The organism is Parendozoicomonas sp. 209JJ7-1, assembly GCF_058147085.1.
Window position 1 is genome coordinate 1 of sequence record NZ_JBYVJU010000001.1, and the last position, 22950, is coordinate 22950.

The following is a 22950-nucleotide window of genomic DNA, read 5'->3' on the forward strand; positions in this document are numbered from 1 at the left end:
TATCTGTCAGGCTGGTCTGACCTGTGTAACCATCAACGTCGCTGGTGGCCTCATGTCCGATATAATGCACAGCACCATAGCAGTCGAAGAACTCGAAGTGATACAGATGGTCATTATCAAACCGGAAAGCCTCGAGAATTGCCTCGGCAATTTCATCCAGGTTATGGCCGGATGAAACAGATAGCCTCCGCCAACACCCCTTACCCAGACTGACCTTGAGAATATAAGCGGAAGCTACCTCTTCGTCCTTAACAGTCAACCACCGTTGCACACCTGGGCAATGCCTTTGCACCAAAGCCGCAAACGGATACTCATCAGAACTTTCGTCAGGGTCATCGCTACCAAACAGTGCATCTATAGCGATAGCATGACTCATAACGAGAAGCTGAATCCCCCATGGAGTGAAACCGAACTGCTTCAGCTCCTTTCACAACGGCTCCGAACATCGGTCACTCTGGAGATTAAGGCAGGTATTATTAAAGGAAAACGCGGATTTTACACCATCAGCCACATCAATCAGATGTTTTAGTGCCACACATTTATTAAGGAAAACAACTTGCCAAAGCAAACACCTGATAGCCGAGCCTCTTGTCGTGGAAGGTGATCATATCCGGCAGGTCAAGGATAATCAGTTACTGGTTATAGAGGTGAAATCCACCTACCTGCGCAGCACCATCGAAGAGATCTGGCATTATAAAACCCGCACGCTTCGCAAAGCTGGTGAACAGGTACGTCGCAAGCGGGCAATGGTCGAATGGCTGGATAGTTGCAAGAAAGGCAAAGGGCAGACATTAATGCGTTACTTTATCTCAAGTCGTCAACTCTCTGCCGAAGAGGTTCTGAAGGCCACCCGAAAACACTGGTTGATTGAGAATCAGCTGCACTGGGTGCTGGATGTTGCTTTCGACGAAGACCGTTGCCGGGCAAGAGACGGTTATGCCGCTGAAAACCTGGCCGTTGCTCGACAGGTGACGCTTAATATCCTGAAGCTGGATACTTCAGTAAAAGCAGGTATCAAGAATAAACGGAAAACCTGTGGCTGGAGTGAAGACTACATGATGAAAGTGTTTGGGCTGATCAATTTATGATCATGTTTTTGCCCTGTTGTAGGGAGCAACTCGTTTGATAAATTGCTCTATGGTAAGAGCACCTAACAAAAACAGTATTTTGATAATTCAATATGTTTGTTGGAAGAACTTGTTGCCAACAATAGGGTCAAATCAGTGATGTTATGTTGAGCTGAGAAAAATCATGGATACAAGTTCCCTCTCAAAAACACACTTCACTGCCCAGTGCACACAACAGATAAGTCGAAATCAGAACCCATCAGCCATTTGCGGAGCATCTCTTTCATTCTTTTCGGGGGTCTCTGGCGCTTCCGCTGTACCTATTCATGGCAGAAAAGCTGAGGTTGTTCAACAGCTGTCGCCGGAAGATGTCGAAAGTAAAATTCATCTCAATACTGAAGATGCGCTTGAACTGGGAATACTAATGGGCCTGCCTCCCCAAACCCTTCTTTCACTCCATGGTGGAGATAAAAATTTAGCGGCTCTGAACAAGCTTGTGCATGCCAATCCTGCCAATTTTACCCCCGCCAAAACTATTGCGGCCCTGAAGCGAGTGACACTTCAAAAATGGAGTCTGGCTGAACAGATTGAAAAGTGGGTTAAGTGGAAAAAGCTTGACCTCGACCAGCCCCTGGATGAAAAAGACAGGGACACTCTTATCCAGTATCTGAAGCCAGTGGCGTCAAACTGGAAAACGCTTGGATTAAACACCAGGATACCCATCTCAGTAATGCATCAACTGGAAGATACATTACCTTCTCTAGGATTTATTCGTCATAGAGTTTATGAGCTTGCACAACAGCATAACCTGCTAACCACTGAAAACCTGACCGGAGCTTTGCTGGCTATGGGGCAGTTAGGCCATGCAAGGCGTTTTCTTCCAAATGTTGATTATCCAAAGTACGGGTCAAATAGCCATTGGGCGCCTTTGTTAAAAACACTGCAAACATCTGGGCGAGTTCATCTGGCCGAGTTGTGGTTTGCTCTCAGGAAAACTCATTCGGAAGAAATGCAGCTCTGCCTGGAAAGCACTTTATCAGGAGTGAATAAAAGTCTGTCCGCGATTTTAGCTTTTCTGGAACTGGCATCCAAAGATCAGCTCACCCTGCCACAGGTTCGGAAAATGGTTGTCTGCAATGTTGGTTCTCCTATACCTGCTGCCGTTCACGGATATTTCAAGGATCTCTTGCCAGAAGATAGCGCAAAGTGCTGTCTTCAACCCAGTGATTTTGCCCCTTTTCTATTAAGGGGCAGTACACCAGATCAAACCCTGCTCAGGCTTGCCACTGCCCTGGGCATCAGAATTCAATGTTCTCTCCTGCCGGACATAAGCAGAACGCCCCGTGGCCGAGCACTTTATCTTATAGGGGAGATAGTTAACTCTCTGCCAGGCCTGCAAAAGGGACACCTTAAACAGGCTCTTATGGTTCATCAGATGGATCACGCTCTCCGATTTATGCCGGAGATCGCTAATGCCCAGGATCCGGGCACATCCCTTTATAGCATCAGCTACCATGCCGGAATCGTTTCTGATCTTGGGTACCTTCTAAGACAGCATCCTCAAAAAGCCGAGAGGATAACCAGCGCATTAAGAAGACAGGCATATGACTGGTGTGAGATAGGTGATGGAGTCACAAGCATTCTTAATCATTTACTCTGCAACCAAGGGGCTGTAAAACTGATATACCAATACTTGGATGAATTATCTTTTGAAACGCCTCAAGACCGGCAACGGTTAACCCAGATTAAAAAGGTTATGTCCCATAACTCTGATATACCGCCGGATGACCTTGTCTGTCCTCTCACTCTGGATTTGATTGAGAACCCAGTCGCCCTCAATATTCAAACAGACCCGGAAAAACTGCCAGTTATCCGGTATTTTGAGAAAGCAGATTTGCTGCAAGCTGTTCATATAAAAAATGAAAATCCTCTGACACGGGAATATTTAGCACCAGAGATGGTAATGGGACTGCCTGTTGATCAAGCTCATGTCCAGAGAACCCGGCAATGGCTAGGTGAGCATCCCGGTTATCAAAGCTAGAGTTAAGGTCTCGCGGCTGCAGGGCATTTTGCTTTATGGCAGCCGCGCCCTGTCACAGTATCAAAACCTGAATCTTGAACGTCGCGAGATACTGGCTGCGATTGAACGCGATCTTCGTAACGATAAAGGAACATATATGGTATTGCTATGCATGAGTACCAGCGGCTGGATATGAATATTATGAAAGCTGTTATCGAAGGTCACCTTGATGATTTGCGTATGCTTGGAAAAACATTACTCTCCTCCCAACTGTCCTGACTCTGCGGGGGCTGCTGAGACTTAAGATTCAGGGCAGAGCTTTGGCTCCGCCACTAAAAGAACGATCGTGCCAAAAAGAGTAAATTACAAACATAAAAATATAAATAGATGATCCATCTGCAATATACGACTATATAAATTTATTCCTTATCCCGTCCTGATTACGTTTTAATAATCAAAACTTCCGCCGGAAAGATCACTTATAGCGATTAGTATTGGTACGCTGAAACTTTTTAGATTTTACCTGAGGCCAGCTTGCAAGACCGCAATCCCCTGCTAGATATACCCACTTAGTCTTTATGGTGAGCGTTTTTTGCGCCCATTCTGCCAGGGGTGTTGCAGAGGAAAAGTCATGCCAGGTATACAATGTTCGAAAAAAGAATCAGGTCGACTGCTACTGTCCGCCAGTATTGCCATGTCCGCTCAGGTTATGGCATCTGCCGATGTCTCAGAACAATTACAGGTATTGGGGGGGGCCCTCGCAGGCAAAAGTGGTTTTGCCTCGGTTCCTGCCTTGAAGGATGCCGCCAAAAAGCATCAGCAGTACGCTTCCTGGCTGCCTGGTTACAAAATGGCGAACCTGGCTTCAAGCCCATACAGTGCCGCAGACCGGGTATGGGAAGTCGTTTCCGGAGAGATTACCCCCGTTGCCGCCATCCTCGCTCTGCATACGGTATCCACCTGGGGCGGGCTGAATATCCAGCTCAGCAGCCTTGATGACGAGAAACTTGCCGACCTTATCTGGCGCCTGTCAGAAGGTCTTGGGGACTTCGCCACCACAGACAGCCATTCTGAGCTGCTCTGGCGCCTGTTCGCGTCCAATATAGACCTGATCCAGTCTCCCAACCTCAGCTCAAAATCCGCGAAAAACATGCTGTGGTTATTCAAGCGGGTTCTTGCTTACACGCCCATGCTGTACAAGACAGTACCTGAATCCCTGAGAGAGTATGTACTGAACTCTATCGGGTATGCCGGTATTGCCTATGAAACACCCGAGCTGAACGAGAACTTCCCGCTGACTTTTGTCAGCTCAAGCTCTGCGGATGATCCGGGTCGCCCCTCCGACGCTTACCTGGACATGAGAATTAATCACGAAGCACCTCCCTACACCTCAGACATGGCGGTGGGGCGTTTTGAAGAAGCTTTGTCTGCGCTGGATGTGACAGCCAGAGACAACAACCTGACGATGATTCGCTTCTACCCAACGGTTATGGGCGATCACCGCAAAGGGGGCAAACTGACCCTGTTTGTCCGCCCCTACTTCAACAACCGTCCCGGCCCCCTTGTACGCTTCCCGGCCAGTTTCGGTTCCAGTAATGACCGTCTGTGGTGGACCGACGCGGTTAACAGGAACATCCTGCAGGGGGTTTATAACGAAGATCAGTACACTGTCGTTAATTACATCAACAGGGCTCTCGGCTATGACAAGTCCCTGATTACACCGATTTCAGACAGAATTCTGGAAAAACTTCCCGAAATTGTGAAGTGGGCTGCCAATGAGCCTGAAGCCAGCGATTACGGCTTCTCATTTGAAGAACAAATGCATACAGCGGCTGAACCCGAAGGCATTGAGGCAGATGACAGCATCAACCTTGGCCTGCCGGGAATTCCCAAGCAGTCAATGTACCATACATCCATTAATCTTGGTGACAATGGTCATATGTTCATTGATGACACCTTCAGCCAGCGGGTTGAATTGCCACTGTTCACCATGGTGACCCGTGCCCGTTACAGTGACATCAAAACTTCAGATCTTCTGAAGCTCGAAAAATACCTTCCATGGAAACAATACCGTGGAATGGAAAAAATTGGTTTCACCCTTGCGAAAGGGCAAGCCTACAGCTGGTTTGTGAAAAAATTGATGCAGGCTCGCTCAAAAGAGTTAAGGGAGCGCAGAGAAGCTGCCCAGGAGTTTGTGAAAGCCCTGCCAGATGCAGGCTATGACGAACTTCTACTTCTGCACAACCACAAGAAAGCCCTTCTTAATGGTGAAGATCTTGATAACGCACTTGAAACACAAAAGAGAAAAGTCAAAGAGTTGCCGGAAGAAGCCCGTAACAAATACGAGGCGGCAAAGGAAGCTCTCGTCCAGGCCAGGAAAGATAAAGTTGCGCTTGACGTAAGCGGTGCTGCTCTTGAGAGAAAAATGAGTAATGCAAGGGAAGGATTGATAAAAGCCCAGGAAGAACAGGCGGAGAAACTCGGAAAAGCCAAAAAAACACAGCAGAAAAAATACGAAGAACTTCTTGAACTCCATAAACAGCTTGCAAATGAGCAGACCAAAGGTAAACAGCAAAAAGCCCTCAGGGGGAAAATTGAAGAGGCCAAAGGCAAGATTCTTGTTGATCTTTCCAAGAGACTGGACAGGATTCATCAATTTGAGAAAAACATCAGCAAAGTTGAAAAAGATCTTGAGACTCACAGGGAAAAAGCTGGGCCAGCACAACAAGCTCTTGATGAGGCCCACAAAGGTGTTAAGGAAGCTCTTGCTCCAAACAAGGAACTTAGAAAACTGGTCTACCTTCAGCTTGTAAAAGATGTACTGACTCCTCAAAAAGAAGCTCTGGAACAGGCGATAGTGCGGGAAAATATTAAGGAAATGAAGGAGCATGGTAGAGAACTCAATTTACCAGAAGCTGGTGGTGTAGTTGAACATGCGAAAGATTTCGCCAGAAACGCACTGCATGCATTAACACCAGACCTCAGTTTCCTGCGTAAGAAAGAAGCTAAAAGCACGGACGCACATGCAGCGGATGCCCCCCCCCGAAAAGACGACAAAAAAGCAAAGGCTGAAAAGTCAGAAAAAGTAGATGATGGACAGAAAGAAGAAAGCGAAGTGTCTAAAAGACCCAGAAGGGGGCTGAGACAAAAAACCAAGGAAAAATCAGCCGAAATTGATGCTGATTTAAGTGACACTGCTGATTTAAGTGGCACTGCTAGTGGCACTGCTGATTTAAGTGGCACTGCTAGTAGCACTGCTAATGACACTGCTGATTTAAGTGGCACTGCTGCTGAGGAAGCCTCCTCTCAAACATCCTATGAACCCGAAGAAAGACTGGTTGAATCTGAAGAAAGCGAACAGCCCAAAAAAGGCAAGAAAGGTCAGAAAAGGGGAGGAGTGAAGAAAAAGAAATAATTAACCTGGGAACACTCTTTCAACAATAGCAAGTATCTTTCTTGTATCAGTCATGCATTATCAGCCAGGGATGGCCGTATTTCTCCCCGAAAAGCCGAAATCAAAGGATACCTGATAACCATTGATGCTATGGGCTGCCAGAGAGCTATTGCCCAAAAAGAGCTATTACCCAAAAAATTGTTGAAAAAGAAGCCGATTACCTGCTGTCGGTTAAGGGAAATCAGGGCAAGTTACACGATGCATGTCAAAGCCATTTCAACATGATGAGGGTGCAAAACTGGTCGGGTGACAGCTATGAAACGGTTGAGAAAAATCATGGCCGCCATGAAACACGATTGTAACTATTCAGCACCCAGTCAGCACCCAGCAATGGCTCAGCATGCCCAATTATTTTAAAAACAGTTCCAGCGCCGCTCGCACATTCAGGGGTACCGGTGCTGAACTATCTTTTTCCCGATCCACATAAACATAGGTAAAGGTGGCACAGGCCGCAGCCTCAGTCTCGCCCTGTTTAAACATGGCCACTCCATACTCCACACTGCTGCGACCAATGCGGTTAACCCGCAGGGCAATCTCAATATCATCGGGATAGGCCAGAGACTTGAGATAGTTGCACTGGGAATGCACAACGTAAGCGACAACCCTGTCCTGCTGCACATCCAGTTTGCAGTTCTCCCGCAGAAAGTCGCCGACGGTGCAGTCAAAATAGGCGTAGTAAACGGAGTTATTCAGATGGCCGTAATGGTCATTGTCATCCCAACGGGTATTGCGGGAGACATAGTAACGGTAATTCTCCCGCAGAGTGGCTTCTTTATGATCAATTCCGGACTCACTCATAATCGGCTTCCCTTATTATTTTTGTTTTACTTCTTGGTATTGTTCACAGGCAAAAAAATACCGCCGTTCTTTAGGGGCTGTTCACAATTAGTTATCGCGCTCAGCCTTTCCGAGGACTTTCAGGGCAAGGCGCAGCGACGAAGGAATACTGGTTGTCTTTCAAGTCGCTGTAACGCAGCCATGGAAGCCCTCGGAAAGGCCCTTCGGGTGTCCCTAAAAGCAGCTATCCGCTGCGTCGGGCTTGTTCAATGTAGAATAACTACGATTTTCACAAGCCCTTCTAACGGCTGACTGCTTTTAGGGACACTGAGTCGTATAACTAATTGTGAACAGCCCCTAATCATTTGAAGAGCGGCAGTATTTTTATTCGGCTATTCGAGAACCCATGCTTAGGTAAACATGCTCAGACAATATAGTCCTGCATCTTTTCACGAATATCGTCCGGTACCGGGACTGGCTGGCCACTGGCCCGCTCTACGTAAACATGGGTAAAGGTACCATGGGCCGCAGCCTGGCTCTCCCCTTCCCGAAACATGGCGAGGCCATACTGCACGCTGGTGCGGCCAATTTTATTGATTTTCAGGGCCAAATCAACACTGTCAGGATAGCTGACAGAGGACCGGTAATTACACTGGGAATGGGCCATATAGGCTACCACCGGCTGGTTCATAAAGGTACCCTCGGTCAGCTTCGCCAGGAAGTCACCCAGGGTGCTATCGAAGTAGAAATAATAAACGGCATTATTCATATGACCGTAATGGTCATTGTCATCCCAGCGCGTAGGCCGGGTGACGATGAATCGATAATCTTGCCGCTCATGGCTACTTTCCCGGACATGGCTGTTTTTATCAACAGCCGCCGGGTCCATATTGGCTACTTCCGCCTTAACTGCAGGCTCGCCCATAATTACAGAGTATCCTCAGTTCCGAATACAGTGGTGAACTGGTGAGACAGGGTACCGCCGTTACCATGGGCAATCGCCAGGTTGGCACCGTCAATCTGACGAGCACCCAGGCCACCACGAAGCTGACGTACAGCTTCAATCATACAGAAGGTGCCGTACATGCCGGGGTGTACGCAGGAAAGACCACCACCGTTAGTATTTACAGGCAGTTCACCGCCGGGGGCGATACGACCACCGGAAACAAAGTCACCACCCTCGCCCTTTTCACAGAAGCCCAGGTCTTCCATAAACAGAACAGTGTTGATGGTAAAGGCATCGTACAGCTGAACCACGTCGATATCGCTGGCCTTGATACCAGCCATCTCGTAGGCACGGGCACTACTTTCAGAAGCTGCAGTTACTGTCAGGTCAGGCATCTGACTGATTTCACGGTGCCAGTGAGCACCGGCAGCACCCAGCAGATAAACCGGCTTCTGCTTCAGATCACGGGCACGGGCTGCGCTGGTCAGAATCAGTGCACCGGCACCATCACTCATCAGACAGCAGTCATACATGCTCAGGGGGTCAACAATCACCGGCGCTTCCAGCACTTCCTCAATGGTGAGGTCGTCCTGCATGGTAGCTTCCGGGTTCAACTGAGCCCACTTACGGGCAGACACAGCAACTTCGGCCAGCTGACGTCTGGTAGTGCCGTACTGGTGCATATGACGACCGGCGGCCATGGCATAGCCGCCCATGGGGACCAGGTATTCGTAAGGCTCTTCAAAGAACGGAGTCTCCACCAGACCGTTCAGATCTCGGCTGCTACGGGCGTTACTACCGTAAGCCACCAGCACGGTATTACAGATACCGCTGTTAATGGCCATAGCCGCCTGCTGGATGTGGGACATAAAGGAAGAACCGCCCACCATATCGGAGCTGGACCACTTGGGCTTGATACCCAGATACTCAGCAACAGAGAGAGACGGGAAGAAGTGATAAAAAGTACCGGCACAGATACCGTCGATATCACTCAGCTGCAGGCCAGCGTCGTCCAGGGCAACCTTTACCGCGCCGGACATAAGCTCCATGGGGTTCATGCCCGGAGTTTTGCCCAGACCGAAACAGCCAACACCGGCAACCGCGGTTTCGCCACGAATAGAATGAGTCATAATTTATTCTCCGGGCTGTTCTTGAGTGGCGGGGTAGAAAATGACAATGGGCTGTTCACTGTCTTTGTATTTACCAAAGGCAGGCACTTCCACTTTGGCTTTCACCTTCATGCCGATCTTTACGGTCAGGGGGTCACAGCCTTCCACGCGGCTCATCATGCGGGGGCCTTCCGCCAGCTCCACCAGGGCCAGGTTGTAGTTGCCGCCACGCTTTTCTGGCCGACGAACAGTTGTTGTGGCGTAAACAGTGCCTTCACCGCTGGCTTCCACCCATTCCAGATCGGTGTCGCCGGTTTCCGGCTCCATGGTCCGAGGGTAAAAAATATAATTACCGGATTTGCGGGCCCGCTGGATCATAAAGCGGCCTTCGCGCAGCAATTCCATAAATTTGGCTTCAGGTCCGGACTGAAAACCTTCGCCGGCAAGCTTCTCACTCATGATGTCAGGTCTCCCCCACACATTCCGGACAGAGGTCCGCCGGTCGCATGGATTCTTATTAACAGATATGTTTTTAGCGAGTGAACGTTCGGGCGAATTAGAATAAACTTTTATACCCCCGTCAACCGATACCCCTCAGGCATCCCGACGGGATACCGCTAAAGACCGTTGACTGGCCTGAACAGCCAGCCACTTTTCAGGGTTTCTGTTACAGTTCGGCCCTTGTCTTTGCTGTTTTGACCTTTTACCGGGACGAGCTTCTCTGTATATGAGCACGGATGATCTGACAAAACTTTTGGGTATTCGCTTCGAACGTGAGGACGACGGACGCTTTATCGCCTGGAGCAACCTGTCCGCTGAAACCACTGTCGGCACCATTGATCCGGCCCGCTGGATAATGACCGCTATCGCCGATGCCTGTGCCCAGTTCGGGGCCGACAAACTCGCCGGCAAGAACAAAACCGCGCTGATGTGTGGCAGCAGCAGCCGTTTTTTCAGTAACGGCAAAGGCAGCCGCTTTATGGCTGTGGCCGAAATTCTTTACCGGGATAACGAAACCAGCTCCTGGCGCACCTGCCTCTATCGCCTGGGCGATAATGAACGGCAGACCCCCGAGAAGCTGGTGGCGGACTTTAATGCCGACTTTATTGATATTGACCAGCCGGAAGCGCCAGTCACATCATCCGAACAATCCAAACTTCTGTCTCCGGTCGAATTAACTCCCTTTGCCGAAAGCCAGACCGAAACAGTTGCCGACCGCCGTCGCCAGCAGATATTTGTGGGTGCCTGTGAAGTGATTGCCCGCAAGGGTTTTGGAGCGGCCTCCATGCGGGAAATTGCCAAGGCCGCCAACATCACTATTCCGACGATGTACAAGTACATCGAAACCAAGGAAGACATACTGTTTATGATTACCCAGGTGTGCATGGAGGAGATTTTTAATAACTTCCAGCACAGCCTGAAAACCTCCGATGACGCCCAGACAAAGATGACCTGCGCCATCGACGCTTATGTGCGCTATGTTTCCAAAAACCGGAAATATATCAACCTGGTGTATCGAGAGACCCGCTCCCTCAACTCCGAGAACCGCAACCGGATTTTCAACCTGGAGCGGGAGTTTATGGAGCTGTGGGAGCAGATTATTCGTCAGGGTATTGAAGAAGAGGTGTTCCGGGAGCAGGACACTTATCTTTCCGCCAATATGATCTACTTCTTCTGTAATGTCTGGGCTCTGCGGCAGTGGACACTGGATGGTTATACCGAGTTGCAGATTAAAGAGCGGCTGGTTTCGTTTATCCTGCCGGGTTTAACGTAAGAAAGCTCTTATTTCGCTAAAGTCACCAACCTTGAACACAATCCCCGTCATAAGGCAGGGGTTGTTTATCAGTCCAACCAGGTATCCTGCTCGCATCAGGCGTGCCGGATGCATCAGTCTGGATGCATTTGTTACATGCTGAGTGATGTACTATATATACAACCTCTATAGTATATTTTTGTGTATGTCACCACATATTTAAGATTTTTTAGTTTTAAGATTTTTTAGTCGTATGGTCGAGACACCCTGATTATTAATTGTTTAAAATGAGTTTTAAGATGAAGTTATTAACAGGTATTGGGTTGGTTATCTTTCTGCAAATAATGGGTGCAAATGCATTTGCAGATACAGATGCAGATCCAAATTTTCCTAAGTGTAATGACCAGGAAAACTGTAATGATTTGCTAAAACATATTGCATACTCATTGGGTTTTTTGTGTGCTACTGGTGATGCATGTCTTTTAAAGCAATTCCGTTATTGCAAACTTTGTGGTAAAAGCTACACAAACGAAAACTTTGAATGAGAATTTCATCAGGAGTGAAGCTAAAAATCAGTTGATTTTTTAGCCTGATTTTTTAGTCATAGTGTCGAGAGACACCCTTATTACTATTTTTTAATTAAAATGAGTTTTAAGATGAAGTTATTAACAGGTATTGGGTTGGTTATCTTTCTGCAAATAATGGGTGCAAATTCATTTGCAGATGCAGATGCAAATGCAGATCCAAATTTTCCTAAGTGTAATTACCGGGAACGCTGTGGAGATGTGCTAGAGAGTCTTTTATACTCATTTGGTTTTTTGTGTGCTACTGGTGATGCATGTCTTTTAAAGCAAATCCGTTATTGCGGGTACTGTGGCAAAAGCCACCTTAACGAATATTTTGAATGGGAACTTTATCAGTAGTGCAGTAGTGAAGCTCAAAATCAGTTGATTTTTTAGTCGTAGTGTCGAGAGACACCCTGATTATTAATTGTTTAAAATGAGTTTTAAAATGAAATTATTAACAGGTATTGGGTTGGTTATCTTTCTGCAAATAATGAGTGCAAATTCATTTGCAGATGCAGATACAGATGTAGATCCAAATTTTCCTATATGTGACAACCGGACAGACTGTGACGGTGTGCTAAGGAGTCTTATAAACTCATTGGGGACTTTGTGTGCTATTAGTGATGCATGTCTTTCAAAGCAAATCCGTTATTGCAAACTTTGTGGTAAAAGCTACACAAACGAAAACTTTGAATGGGAATTTTATCAGTAGTGAAGCTCAAAATCAGTTGATTTTTTAGTCGTAGTGTCGAGAGACACCCTTATTATTAATTGTTTAAAATGAGTTTAAGATGAAGTTATTAAAAGGCATTGGGTTGGTTATCTTTCTGCAAATAATGGGTGCAAATGCATTTGCAAATGATGATCCAAATTTTCCTAAGTGTAATTACCGGACAGAATGTGCAGAGATGCTAGAGGATATTTTATACTCATTTGGGACTTTGTGTGCTACTGGTGATGCATGTAATTTAAAGCAAATCCGTTATTGCAAACTTTGCGGTAAAAGCTACACAAACGAAAACTTTGAATGGGAATTTCATCAGGAGTGAAGCTCAAAACCAGTTGTTTTTTTAGCCTGATTTTTTAGCCATAGTGTCGAGAGACACCCTGATTATTAATTGTTTAAAATGAAATTATTAACAGGTATTGGGTTGGTTATCTTTCTGCAAATAATGAGTGCAAATTCATTTTCAGATGATAATTTCCCTAAGTGTAATGGCCGGGTATGCTGTGCAGATTTGATAAAAAATATTGCATACTCATTGGGGTTTTTGTGTGCTAGTAGTGATCCATGTGATTTAAAGCAAATGCATTATTGCGGATCCTGTGGAAAACTTAACGAAGATTCTGAATGGTAATTTTATCAGTAGTGAATCTCAAAATCAGTTGATTTTTTAGCCGTAGCATCAAGAGAAACCTTCTACTTTCTGTTGCATGGAGGTTTCTCAGCTATACAGTCGCTATTTTAACTCTTGTTGTTGAACCTTCACAGACATTAATATTACTTCATTACATTGCGGGCCCTTCTTACCGAGATTTTTTTCCTGTTCAGAGGGGGCAAATTTGATTCTTGACCCACAGAACTCTCCCCGGTGCGGACATTTCCAACACCAGTCACGACACTTCTTAAGCAGATGAAAAAGGGTTGGACCGCATCCACATTTATAACGAACAAATTCTTCAATCCCCAGCAACACAACACTGCCCAACAAACCACCTGCCACTCCCAGAGCAACAGCATTCGTTGCCACAGGCACTGCCTTGGCAACAACAGTAGGGGATGGCAAAGGACAGAAAAGCCCATAGGAATTACACATAGCCTGGCTGAATGCGGATGCCGCTCCTCCGGCAGAGGAAGCAGCTGTAGCCCCTGCGGCACCGAGTTGTGAAAGCGTTACCCTGGTTGGAGAGACATGTTCTGCTTCTGAAGGTACAGGTGTCGTTGTCGTTGAAGAAGGTACAGAGGTTGTAGCAAATGAGGGTGTTGGCACCATAGAAGGCACTTTTGTCGTTGGAGGCGCTTTTGTCGTTGGAGACGGTTTCGGCATAACAGGGGCACGGCAATACATTCTGCGCACCACATTATTCCCCCCATGCTCTGTCCTTAAAGAACAACCAGATGAGTTCTCCAGACAAACATCAGTACCATTACAACGACCAGACATTCGACAACTGCCACAGGTATCCTGCATCACCAGCTGATAACCGGAAGCCACCTCATTCTCTTTAAAAAGGATGGAATTCCTGTCTCCTCTGGCCAGCACAACATCGTCCGGCAATTCAAAAAGGCTGTTCAGTACATGCCCGGAAGCGTCCCTGGCCCGAAGTAAAAGATCATGTGAGGACTCGGGGCTGCTGTTCCCAGGGCCGGAACCACTGCCTTCAGGACTGGTAAAATGGAGGTTTTCCAGCACACAGTGACTGCCATCTGTACATCGAATCGCCCCTGTAGAATCCATCAAATCAGGATTAACCACAATCTGCGCCCGGGGGTAATTGGTGGAGTTCCCAGGGGGGAGTGGTTCTAACGTCTCGTTACCCGGCGAGCCCGAGCCAGACAGGTCAGTCTGCTCCCCAAGACGCCAACCGACTAGAGTCACCCGGCTGCCCTGGTTCATCACCAGGCTTTTATTCATAGGCACCGCACCATAGGTATCATCAACAATCACCATAACCCTTCCTCTGGGAAACTCTTCCAGGTAATGATTTAAGGGAACAGTGCCGGTGTCCGCATTCAGGTAGAGGGCATTATCGTAGTATTCAGTGCCTACATAGTCCTGAAAGGGCTGAATCTCTCCCGGTGTATGGCTCCAGTTCTGCACTTCCGTTTTATTCAAGGCACCGTGTTCCAGGCCCCTGACACAGACATCACCTCCGACAGGAGGTAACCGGGAAAAAGGAGAATAGACTTTGCCAGTAATCGTTTTGGTACTGGTACTTTCCCAGGAACTCGTATCTGGCTGAAAAAGCACCCAGTAAAACTGCACGGATATATTATTGTCAGAAGCTCTGGCCCGACGAAACAACAACCCTTTTATGCCATTACTGTTTCTGGTAAAGAATCTGTCCGGCAGAGTCGATGTCGTATATTTCTGCCCGTTAATCCGGTAAAAAAGCGAGGTATTTGGAGGAAGATTCAGGCTTTCCGGGGAGAGAAAGAGCATATCCCCACCTTCCGTGGTCCGAATAAGTAAAGGGTAGTCATTCCCTGTATATTCCACATAAGTCGTCGCTCGCTTGCTCCGCAGAAAATAATCATGAGGTATGGGCTGTTCTTCCCTGTGCTGCTTCTGCCCGTCTATAGCTTCCCTCAAAGTCTCTTCAAGCGGCATAAGCTTCGGTGCAGTCTGGCCTGGGCGTTTGGTGTCGAAAGATGCCTGAACCATCCATACGCTGACCATCAAACCCAAAAAGAGGACTCTGGCGGTGAAGCGACGAAACGGAACAGACATATCAATACAACTCACTACTCTGATACTCCACATCTACAGAAAATATCCACCCACTATAGTCAACTTCCCTCAGAAATCAGGCGGCCAATGGGGATGAGAATTCTTATACATCGTTCCAGTTCCATTGATTCTCCAAATTGGCTCACGTACACTTCCGAACGAACGTTCACCTTATAAGAAACGTCCGCAACAGCGAAACATTAGAAAAAAAAGATTAGAAAAAAAGTCATCCGAACTGCGTAAGCAGAATTATCAAAAAACCGGAAGATCAATCATGAAAGCCCACGTTCTTGTTCAGCCGTATATGCGCGGCATCGGCGAAGATGTAAAAAATCCCGGCTCTGACCCCCAGCGTTACCAGGATCTGCTGGAAAACCTGACGACCCAGATGAAGTTCGCCGACGACAACGGCTACTATGGCTTCTGTATGACTGAGCACCACCTGCAGGTTGAAGGTATTGAAACCACCACCAACCCGATCCTGTGGAACATGCATGTTGCCAACCACACCAAGCACTTGAAAGTTGGTCAGGTAGGTATGTGTCTGCCGGCTCATAACCCGGTGACCCTGGCCGAAGACCTGGCCATGCTGGACCATATGACCAAGGGTCGTCTGTACGTTGGTTTCGTGCGTGGTAACACGCCCCGCTGGCTGAATACCCTGGCCCAGCACCTGAACATCTCCACCTCCCAGTCTGATAAGTCTGAGGTGGACCAGCGCAACCGTCGCCTGTTTGAAGAGAACTACCGCATTATCAAGAAGCTGTGGACTGAAGACACCATCAATTTCCAGGGCGAATTCTGGAACATTCCCCCGAAAGATCCGATTGAGTGGCACTTCCCCCCCACCAAACTGTGGAGCCGTGAAGGTGACACCGACGAGAACCACATCATCCAGCGTGTGGGTATTGTGCCCAAGCCTTACCAGGACCCGCATCCGCCCATCTACGCGCCCTTCTCCTGGTCCATGGACACCTGTCGTTTCTGGGCCCGTGAAGGCGGCAAGATGGTCTCCTTCGTTGGCAAGAACGACTTTATCGATATCACCATCGATGAATATGTGAAGGAAGCTGAGACTGTCGGCCGCAAGGTTGCCCGCAGCGACGTACTCGCCCTGGGTGGTCACCTGGTGATCGGTCGTACCGAAGCCGAGTCCAAGAAGCACAAAGCCACCTTCGAGAACCTGTTCAACACTGCCTACAACGTGCCTCCCTACAAGGTTCCCATGGGTCGACTCTGGGAAGGTTCCATCCAGCAGGTAATCGACCAGGTCGGCACCCTGAAGGAAACCTACGGCGTTGACGAGTTCGTCTGCTGGCACCACGTTGGCTACTTCCCCCAGGAAGAAGAACTGGCCATGCTGGATGCCTTTGGTGAAGTTATCAAGGCGCTTAAGTAAATTGAGAAATCTGCCTCTTTCCAGAGGCAGATTGAACAGCCCCGGCCTTACAAAAGAGCCGGGGCTGTTTATTTATTCGCGTTCATCCAGATAGTCAGCACTGTCTATCGCCTGAGTGATTCTGGCCTTAACAGGATTTTCGCTGTCTTTTTTCTCAATCGTGTCCATAGCCATAATCAGGTCAACCATCGCCGGATAACTTTCTTTAATGTGGGGGTTTGCATTTGCTATCCAGGCACGCAAAATATTTCTGATCCATGGTTTTCCATTGTTTTTATTATCCCGGCCAGAGAGGTTGTTCTCCCCAAGACTATAGAAATCAAAATCAGATTCCGGACCAATCAACAGCAATACTCTGCCAAATTTTCTGACATTATCTGAATACTTATTGAATAACGAATGCATCTCTTTACACCGAGTATCAACCCAATCGACGATTTCGTCCGCATTCATCAAAACCCCTACCCCCATAGTAGCGGCAGCCCCCCCTGTACCGGGAAAAAAATCCCTCATTTCCGGCGCGGCCAAAAAGCGCTGAGGGTTTTGTACCACTTCCTTGCTGGCGAGGTGCCGGACCCAGTAACTTTGAAATATTTCTCTGGCTTTGGGCTGGTCAAACTTTCTCATGGCCACACCCAGGTATATCCAGGAAGGCTCAACCTCATAATTCAGATTACCTTCATCCTCTTTCAGGATCCGGCGTTGAATAACCTCCCAAAATGCATCCTCCTCCCCTTTGGCAGTAAGATTTGGAACGTTAAAAAAACCAAAGTCCAGGGCAATAGATTTCCAGTGTTTGATCACTTCATCATTAGGTTGCCCCAGACGTTTTACTTCCTCAAAATGCTGCTCCGTTTCAAGTGGCCCAAGGGAAATCTTAAGTCTTTGTTCTGGGTCACGGATGAGGTTTGCCCCCTTCTCATGGCGTAACACAGGCACGGTTGGAGTAGAAGAGGTCTCCATAGGTTCTTCAGGCATTATGGAACGAACCGTGCGCCTTGATATCCGAGACCTTCCTGCAAATAAATTATCAATAAGCTCTTTATGGGGATTTGGACGTGGTGCATATACAAAACCTGTTTGCACAAGCCTGATATTCTGCAAATCCATGCCATGGTTATTTGCAAGTCCGTGAAGCTTTCTGACCACGGCACTATCATCATCTTTTGCTTTGAATAAAGCGGCAGCGAGAATAGTTTCATTCAAAGACACAGTTTTCCCGCCACACATAATCGTATCATCGACAAAGCTTTCTTCTCCCCTGACTTTCTCCAGAAGCGTAACCGCAGGAAGCTTAAGATCTTTCGGCAGACCAGCCATTGAAAAACCCGAAAACAGGAAAACCAACAGAAAAAAGCAGCTGCGTTTTATAACAGCCAGACGGGAAATCGCATGCCTCAAAAAGGTATAATACATACAACGGCTCCAATGCATAAAAAAAAGCCGGAGCAGTATAGATGCTCACTCAAGGTGCAGAACGCCATACTCACCCATAAAAAAGGGGAGCCCGGCAGGTGCTCCCCTTGATACTACCCAGACTGAATTGAAGCTCAGGCTACCTCAGTAGATTTCTCGTCAGTCACATCCACTGTTTCGATAATATCCAGCCCCATAATCTTGTGCCCTTTCTCCTCGGAGTATGGCTTATCAGGCTCTGTTCCAAACAGACGGTTGGAGAAATACTGGTGGAAGTCCACCACTATCCGCTCCAGTTCCACCAGCGGTCCGCTTTTATGGTGCCGGGTAGACATACCGGAGTGGGCCCGCTCACAGATAAACTTGTCTTCAGCAAAGAAGTCATCAACAAACTTCTTCACTGCGCCGGTCGGTTCTTTCTCATCTTTACCAACCCCCCCGCCACGCACGTAACTTCTGTTGGGGCCTTCCGGCAGGATGGCGATATAACCAAACATACCACCAGAAGACATAACGCCGACAAAAGAAGGTGGCAGGGAAATCAGGGTGTAATAACCCGTCCCACCGCTGTTTTTCGGCATAAACATGCGGTAATACCAGGGCATATCTGGTGTGTGAGTTATTCCCCCGGTCACTGACCATTCCGCCCCGCCCTGCACGTAATAAGCGTCTTTGGTGGGAGTAATGGTTTCCAGAGTCGGCTTATGTACCTTGAACAGATGGTAGCTTTCCATGGCATTTTCCATGGCCAGCTTCCAGTTGGATGCCCAATGGTCAGACTCTGACTCATAACCACTGTTAATGCCTTCAGGATGATGCTCGGCAATATAGCGGTCCAGACCGGCAATGCGCTCTTCAAAGGGGCGGGCATTGGGGTCCAGGTTCACAAACAACAGGCCATGCCAGTTGGCAAGCTGATACTGGGGCAGGCAGAGTTTCTTTTTATCCAGCTTGACCGAACCGGTCATGGGTGCGCCACGCAGCTTGCCATCTTCGGTAAAGTTCCAGGAGTGGTAGGGACATACCAGGTTGGTGGTGCCTTCACTGAAACCATCATCAGCCAGGAGAGTACCCCGATGACTGCAGGTGTTAGACATCGCCCGAAGCGTACCATCCTTGCCCCGCAGAATAACGACCGGTTCATCAGCCAGCTTAAAGGCAAAACGATCACCCGGGTTAGGGATAGCATACTCATTGCAGATAAAGACCCAGTCCGAGTGGAAGATTTTTTTGGTCTCTTCCTCATAAACATCCTGGTCAATGTATGTTTCAAAAGGGAGAGCCACAGCAGAGCCGGAGCTACCCGTTGCCGCTTCTTTAATCTCTTCAAACAGACCCATGACTTGTTCTCGTTATAGTTAGAATTGTTGTTATCAGGTAGTGGGATTTCATTATAGAACACATTTGTTCCATTTATAAATATAAAAATCACCATAAAATATTCTAAAAAGCCAGAAAAATTCGGCTAGATTTGTGCCTTCAGTTCAATAAGCTGCACAAAACTGTATGAAAGCACACCCCAAATATCCAAAATACCACTGGCCGGGATATCGCTGGATTGTGCTTGTGTCTTTTATGGCACTGACCGCCATTATTCAGGTTCAGTGGCTGGCGCTGGCCCCTGTCGCGCGAGCCGCGACCGCGTTTTATGGTGAACAAATCTCTGCCAGTCACTGGTTTGACATTGATGATCTGGCGACTGTTTACATGCTGGTCTACCTGGTGGCAGCCCTTCCTGCTTCATGGATGATTGCCCGTTTTGGCCTGAGAAAAAGCCTGGGGCTGGCCGCTGTTCTGACCGGTGCTTTCGGCCTGCTGAAAGGCTGTTATGCCAGAGACTTCTATCTTGTTCTGCTGGCCCAGACTGGTCTCGCAATTGCCCAGCCACTGACCATCAATGCTGTTACCACCCTGACGGACCAGTGGTTTCCTGAACCAGAACGAGCCGTTGTAGCAGGGCTCGGGGTTTTCGCCCAGTTTATCGGCCTGCTTCTGGCCATGGCCATTACCCCTCTTGTTATCAATACAATTCCATCCCATGCCGGATTCGGCCAGGGTGTTGATTCTGTTTTGATGGCTTACGGTGTGGCCTGTGCTGTTGTTGCTGTTATAGCGTTAATTTTTATCCAGGAACATCCCTCAGCCGACAGATCACGTCTTCCGGAACACGTCCCGCTTTCCTCCCACATGCTCACTCTTCTGAAAAACCGTAATATGAGGATCTGCCTGTTTCTCTTTATTATCGGGCTAGGCATTTTTAATGCTGCAGGAGCGTTGATTGATACCATCAGCGCCCACCTTGGCATACCCGATTCCGACAGTCTGGGAACGATTATGCTACTGGCAGGTATGGCTGGCGCTGTTGTTCTTCCCTTCTTTTCCGATTACCTGCAGACCCGCAGGAAAATGCTGATTACCTGTATCTCCGCCATGCTGCCCGGACTTGCCGGCCTGGCATTTGCCAATGGCCTGTCATCACATATCGATACCATCTCCCTGATCGCCCAGCTCTCCTGTCTGCTGTTCGGATTCTTTGTGCTTGGTGCCGGTCCTATAGGCTTTCAATATATTGCAGAGGTCACCAGGCCCGTGCCCGAAGCCATCTCCCAGGGTTTTCTTATCCTTGTTGGCCAGGCGTCAGGAATGGTTTTTGTCTGGCTGATGTCTATACACAACCATGCATGGCTTGGAACCATGCTGGGTCTGTTTATCCTGTCCGGTATCATCTGTCTGCTTATGGTGACAAAGCTGACAGAGTCTCCGGACATGGCCAGGGTTTAATAACCACAGGCAGATGAACCCACATTTTTTCACAGGCTCCATGCCACGCTTCAAGCATGAAAACACTCATATATTGGCAACACTCTCTGCTCAGGCACCCTTTCCTGAAATTCTGTCTGGTTGGCGGAAGTGGATTTCTTGTTGATACCGCCTTGTTTCTGATGTTCAGCAGCCTGCTGGAATCCATGATTATTTCTCGCATTACCGCCTTCTGGGGCGCAGCCAGCTGGAACTGGTTCTGCAACCGTCACTTCACCTTTCAGCGAACCCAAAAAAAATCCCCCGCCCTGCAACAGTGGGGGCAATATATGTTGGCATCCATTATTGGTTTCTTCCCCAACGTTGGAATGTTCTGGTTTCTGACAACCTTTACCAGTCTTAGCCAGTGGCCGGTGGCCCCTCTGATTATTGGTATTCTCGCGGGACTGTTTTGTAATTATCTGCTGACCAGTCGGCTAATCTTCAAGACCTCACCGACCTGAATACGACCATGGCCGTACAACCAGAACCCACCACTGGTATTATTCAAACCACGGCCAGTATCTATAACAAGGAGGCTGTCAGCTTCCCCCGAACAAAAACCTTCCAGAAAACCATGAGGCCCACCTGTGAACCAAAAGCCAGATACAAGAACCTTTTCCGTGATCAGGCTGGCCCTGTGGCTCACTATTGCGGCACTGGGTATACGCCTGCTCAGTCTCGGCCTCTATCCGCTAATGGACACCACCGAAGCCCGCTACGGTGAGATCGCCCGGATTATGGCGGAAACAGGTAACTGGATTACCCTGCAGTTTGATTACGGAGTGCCTTTCTGGGGCAAGCCGCCCCTGTACAGCTGGATAACTGCCGCCAGCTTTAAATGGCTGGGTATCAGTGAATTTGCCGCCCGTTTACCCCACTTTCTTGCCGGACTGATGGTGCTTGGCCTGGTGTGGCAACTGGCCCGGAAGCAGGAAGGTCTGCCCAACGCAGCTTTATCTGTTCTGGCCCTTTCAACTACAGCGGTTTTCCTGATCAGCATCGGCGCAGTGATGACCGATACGGTCCTGCTACTGGGAATTACCCTGACGCTGGTGTCTTTCTGGCTAGCCTGGCACAGCAACCGAAAGAAAGGGGGTATCTGGGGGTATCTGTTCTTTATCGGGCTGGCTATCGGTCTTCTGGCAAAAGGACCGCTGGTTTGGGTACTTGCGGGTCTGCCGGTAATCTTCTGGTGCCTCCCTGAAAAGCGCATTCTGAAGCTCTGGTACAAGCTGCCATGGATATCTGGCACCCTGCTAATGCTGGCCATCGCCCTGCCCTGGTATATTCTTGCAGAGCAGGCCACCCCCGGGTTTCTGGATTATTTTATTCTTGGCGAACATATCCGTCGCTTTCTGGTTCCCGGCTGGAAAGGTGATTTATACGGCACTGCCCATATACAGCCGAAAGGCACTATCTGGCTGATGTGGCTCTATGCGGCACTGCCCTGGAATATTATCCTGCCCCTGGCCTGGTGGAAAAGCCGGTCTCTGAATAAAAGCTCTCAAAATAAACAGTCGGAAACGCCCGGATATATAAATAGCAGAAGCTGGAGACAGTTTCTTCTGTACTGGCTGCTCAGTCCGATGATTTTCTTTACCCTGTCGGGAAATATTATCTGGACTTATGTTCTACCGGCCACTCCGGCTCTGGCGTTGCTGACTGCCAGTTACCTGAAACCTTTGACTCACAACATGACCCAAGCCGACCAGGACAGATTCCCGCACCGCTGGATTACTGTTCCTGCAGCCCCTATCCCGGTTCTTCTGATTGCCCTGGTGCTGGGGATGAATCTCGGGCTGAAATATTCCGCTGCTGATGCTGTTCAGACCTGGCAAGAACAACCCGACAGCCGGCAGGCTCCCCTGCTGTTCTGGAACAAGGAGCCTTTCTCCGGACAGTTTTATTCCAGCGGTAAGGCTATTCAGGTGACCAGCACCGCAGAGCTTATAAAGTGGATAGATAACAGCCCTACAGGTGTTTATATCACTATCCGCACCAAAGACAGCGATACCCTGCCAAAGGAAGTCTGGGATAAACTGGAGCTGGTCCGTGAGTTTAACAGGCGGTCACTCTGGAGAACCCGGGGAAATGGTTAATTTAAAAAACAACACAATAAAATTCTTCTTTGCCAATATGGCCAGTCCCCTTAAAATGGCTGGCCATATTTCATTTATTTCGGCATAGCA

Annotated in this window: 19 protein-coding genes; 11 read left to right on the forward strand and 8 right to left on the reverse strand. The window is 48.3% G+C overall.

Translation table 11 applies throughout. From position 1 onward, the window contains the following. Positions 1–376: IS1096 element passenger TnpR family protein (locus tag ACY2RQ_RS00005; protein WP_490110893.1), on the reverse strand; the 376-nt coding region annotated here is incomplete at its 3' end. 217 nt (positions 377–593) lie between these two features. Between ACY2RQ_RS00005 and ACY2RQ_RS00010 the strand changes: the two genes are divergently transcribed. From ACY2RQ_RS00010 to ACY2RQ_RS00020, 3 genes are all read left to right on the forward strand, one after another. Next, a complete protein-coding gene (locus ACY2RQ_RS00010) occupies positions 594–1088 on the forward strand; it encodes an ISAs1 family transposase (RefSeq protein ID WP_490110894.1) in 495 nt (164 codons plus the stop codon). A gap of 163 nt (positions 1089–1251) precedes the next feature. Then, complete coding sequence (locus tag ACY2RQ_RS00015; protein WP_490110895.1) at positions 1252–3108, forward strand: RING finger protein; 1857 nt, start codon at positions 1252–1254, stop codon at positions 3106–3108. A gap of 610 nt (positions 3109–3718) precedes the next feature. After that, positions 3719–6502 carry a hypothetical protein gene (locus tag ACY2RQ_RS00020; protein ID WP_490110896.1) on the forward strand — a complete coding sequence of 928 codons (2784 nt, stop codon included), beginning with the start codon at positions 3719–3721 and terminating at the stop codon, positions 6500–6502. 387 nt (positions 6503–6889) lie between these two features. On the opposite strand, the gene ACY2RQ_RS00025 is transcribed toward ACY2RQ_RS00020, so the two are convergent. The 4 genes from ACY2RQ_RS00025 to ACY2RQ_RS00040 all read right to left on the reverse strand — a co-directional run bounded on the left by ACY2RQ_RS00025 (position 6890) and on the right by ACY2RQ_RS00040 (position 9832). Next, on the reverse strand, positions 6890–7339 hold the full coding sequence (locus ACY2RQ_RS00025; RefSeq protein ID WP_490110897.1) for an acyl-CoA thioesterase: 450 nt from the start codon (positions 7337–7339) through the stop codon (positions 6890–6892). 403 nt (positions 7340–7742) lie between these two features. After that, complete coding sequence (locus ACY2RQ_RS00030) at positions 7743–8243, reverse strand: acyl-CoA thioesterase (protein WP_490110898.1); 501 nt, start codon at positions 8241–8243, stop codon at positions 7743–7745. 2 nt (positions 8244–8245) lie between these two features. Beyond that, positions 8246–9394: an acetyl-CoA acetyltransferase gene (locus ACY2RQ_RS00035; protein WP_490110899.1), complete on the reverse strand. Its 1149-nt coding sequence runs from the start codon at positions 9392–9394 to the stop codon at positions 8246–8248. Positions 9395–9397: 3 nt separating this feature from the next. Further along, positions 9398–9832 (reverse strand): Zn-ribbon domain-containing OB-fold protein, encoded by a 435-nt coding sequence (locus tag ACY2RQ_RS00040; protein WP_490110900.1) that lies wholly within the window; start codon positions 9830–9832, stop codon positions 9398–9400. 268 nt (positions 9833–10100) lie between these two features. On the opposite strand from ACY2RQ_RS00040, the gene ACY2RQ_RS00045 reads away from it, so the two are divergent. The 4 genes from ACY2RQ_RS00045 to ACY2RQ_RS00060 all read left to right on the forward strand — a co-directional run bounded on the left by ACY2RQ_RS00045 (position 10101) and on the right by ACY2RQ_RS00060 (position 12741). Further along, positions 10101–11147: a TetR/AcrR family transcriptional regulator gene (locus ACY2RQ_RS00045; RefSeq protein WP_490110901.1), complete on the forward strand. Its 1047-nt coding sequence runs from the start codon at positions 10101–10103 to the stop codon at positions 11145–11147. A gap of 278 nt (positions 11148–11425) precedes the next feature. Next, positions 11426–11671, forward strand: a complete 246-nt coding sequence (locus ACY2RQ_RS00050) for a hypothetical protein (protein WP_490110902.1) — start codon at positions 11426–11428, stop codon at positions 11669–11671. Between the two features lie 111 nt (positions 11672–11782). Further along, positions 11783–12049, forward strand: a complete 267-nt coding sequence (locus tag ACY2RQ_RS00055) for a hypothetical protein (RefSeq protein WP_490110903.1) — start codon at positions 11783–11785, stop codon at positions 12047–12049. Between the two features lie 434 nt (positions 12050–12483). Beyond that, the gene (locus ACY2RQ_RS00060; RefSeq protein WP_490110904.1) at positions 12484–12741 is read left to right on the forward strand and encodes a hypothetical protein; all 258 of its coding nucleotides are present in this window, start codon (positions 12484–12486) and stop codon (positions 12739–12741) included. Between the two features lie 411 nt (positions 12742–13152). On the opposite strand, the gene ACY2RQ_RS00065 is transcribed toward ACY2RQ_RS00060, so the two are convergent. Further along, positions 13153–15144 (reverse strand): hypothetical protein, encoded by a 1992-nt coding sequence (locus tag ACY2RQ_RS00065; protein ID WP_490110905.1) that lies wholly within the window; start codon positions 15142–15144, stop codon positions 13153–13155. A gap of 274 nt (positions 15145–15418) precedes the next feature. On the opposite strand from ACY2RQ_RS00065, the gene ACY2RQ_RS00070 reads away from it, so the two are divergent. Then, positions 15419–16543: an LLM class flavin-dependent oxidoreductase gene (locus tag ACY2RQ_RS00070; RefSeq protein ID WP_490110906.1), complete on the forward strand. Its 1125-nt coding sequence runs from the start codon at positions 15419–15421 to the stop codon at positions 16541–16543. A gap of 72 nt (positions 16544–16615) precedes the next feature. Here ACY2RQ_RS00070 and ACY2RQ_RS00075 read toward each other — a convergent pair whose 3' ends face one another. Together ACY2RQ_RS00075 and ACY2RQ_RS00080 are read right to left on the reverse strand one after the other, a co-directional pair. Further along, positions 16616–17959 (reverse strand): hypothetical protein, encoded by a 1344-nt coding sequence (locus ACY2RQ_RS00075; RefSeq protein WP_490110907.1) that lies wholly within the window; start codon positions 17957–17959, stop codon positions 16616–16618. 134 nt (positions 17960–18093) lie between these two features. Continuing rightward, positions 18094–19299: an aromatic ring-hydroxylating oxygenase subunit alpha gene (locus tag ACY2RQ_RS00080; RefSeq protein ID WP_490110908.1), complete on the reverse strand. Its 1206-nt coding sequence runs from the start codon at positions 19297–19299 to the stop codon at positions 18094–18096. Positions 19300–19465: 166 nt separating this feature from the next. Between ACY2RQ_RS00080 and ACY2RQ_RS00085 the strand changes: the two genes are divergently transcribed. The 3 genes from ACY2RQ_RS00085 (at position 19466) to ACY2RQ_RS00095 (ending at position 22860) form a co-directional block, all read left to right on the forward strand. Further along, positions 19466–20740: an MFS transporter gene (locus tag ACY2RQ_RS00085; RefSeq protein WP_490110909.1), complete on the forward strand. Its 1275-nt coding sequence runs from the start codon at positions 19466–19468 to the stop codon at positions 20738–20740. A 56-nt stretch (positions 20741–20796) separates the two neighbouring features. Then, on the forward strand, positions 20797–21222 hold the full coding sequence (locus tag ACY2RQ_RS00090; protein WP_490110910.1) for a GtrA family protein: 426 nt from the start codon (positions 20797–20799) through the stop codon (positions 21220–21222). 126 nt (positions 21223–21348) lie between these two features. Further along, on the forward strand, positions 21349–22860 hold the full coding sequence (locus ACY2RQ_RS00095) for an ArnT family glycosyltransferase (protein WP_490110911.1): 1512 nt from the start codon (positions 21349–21351) through the stop codon (positions 22858–22860). Positions 22861–22950: the final 90 nt, after the last annotated feature.

What these genes read in the sequence shown, in the direction of transcription:
- ACY2RQ_RS00075 (WP_490110907.1), bottom strand. Translation starts at nt 17,959, where the DNA reads ATGTATTATACCTTTTTGAGGCATGCGATTTCCCGTCTGGCTGTTATA.
- ACY2RQ_RS00025 (WP_490110897.1), bottom strand. Translation starts at nt 7,339, where the DNA reads ATGAGTGAGTCCGGAATTGATCATAAAGAAGCCACTCTGCGGGAGAAT.
- ACY2RQ_RS00055 (WP_490110903.1), top strand. Translation starts at nt 11,783, where the DNA reads ATGAAGTTATTAACAGGTATTGGGTTGGTTATCTTTCTGCAAATAATG.
- ACY2RQ_RS00070 (WP_490110906.1), top strand. Translation starts at nt 15,419, where the DNA reads ATGAAAGCCCACGTTCTTGTTCAGCCGTATATGCGCGGCATCGGCGAA.
- ACY2RQ_RS00050 (WP_490110902.1), top strand. Translation starts at nt 11,426, where the DNA reads ATGAAGTTATTAACAGGTATTGGGTTGGTTATCTTTCTGCAAATAATG.
- ACY2RQ_RS00040 (WP_490110900.1), bottom strand. Translation starts at nt 9,832, where the DNA reads ATGAGTGAGAAGCTTGCCGGCGAAGGTTTTCAGTCCGGACCTGAAGCC.
- ACY2RQ_RS00060 (WP_490110904.1), top strand. Translation starts at nt 12,484, where the DNA reads ATGAAGTTATTAAAAGGCATTGGGTTGGTTATCTTTCTGCAAATAATG.
- ACY2RQ_RS00065 (WP_490110905.1), bottom strand. Translation starts at nt 15,144, where the DNA reads ATGTCTGTTCCGTTTCGTCGCTTCACCGCCAGAGTCCTCTTTTTGGGT.
- ACY2RQ_RS00045 (WP_490110901.1), top strand. Translation starts at nt 10,101, where the DNA reads ATGAGCACGGATGATCTGACAAAACTTTTGGGTATTCGCTTCGAACGT.
- ACY2RQ_RS00080 (WP_490110908.1), bottom strand. Translation starts at nt 19,299, where the DNA reads ATGGGTCTGTTTGAAGAGATTAAAGAAGCGGCAACGGGTAGCTCCGGC.
- ACY2RQ_RS00015 (WP_490110895.1), top strand. Translation starts at nt 1,252, where the DNA reads ATGGATACAAGTTCCCTCTCAAAAACACACTTCACTGCCCAGTGCACA.
- ACY2RQ_RS00035 (WP_490110899.1), bottom strand. Translation starts at nt 9,394, where the DNA reads ATGACTCATTCTATTCGTGGCGAAACCGCGGTTGCCGGTGTTGGCTGT.
- ACY2RQ_RS00090 (WP_490110910.1), top strand. Translation starts at nt 20,797, where the DNA reads ATGAAAACACTCATATATTGGCAACACTCTCTGCTCAGGCACCCTTTC.
- ACY2RQ_RS00020 (WP_490110896.1), top strand. Translation starts at nt 3,719, where the DNA reads ATGCCAGGTATACAATGTTCGAAAAAAGAATCAGGTCGACTGCTACTG.
- ACY2RQ_RS00030 (WP_490110898.1), bottom strand. Translation starts at nt 8,243, where the DNA reads ATGGGCGAGCCTGCAGTTAAGGCGGAAGTAGCCAATATGGACCCGGCG.
- ACY2RQ_RS00085 (WP_490110909.1), top strand. Translation starts at nt 19,466, where the DNA reads ATGAAAGCACACCCCAAATATCCAAAATACCACTGGCCGGGATATCGC.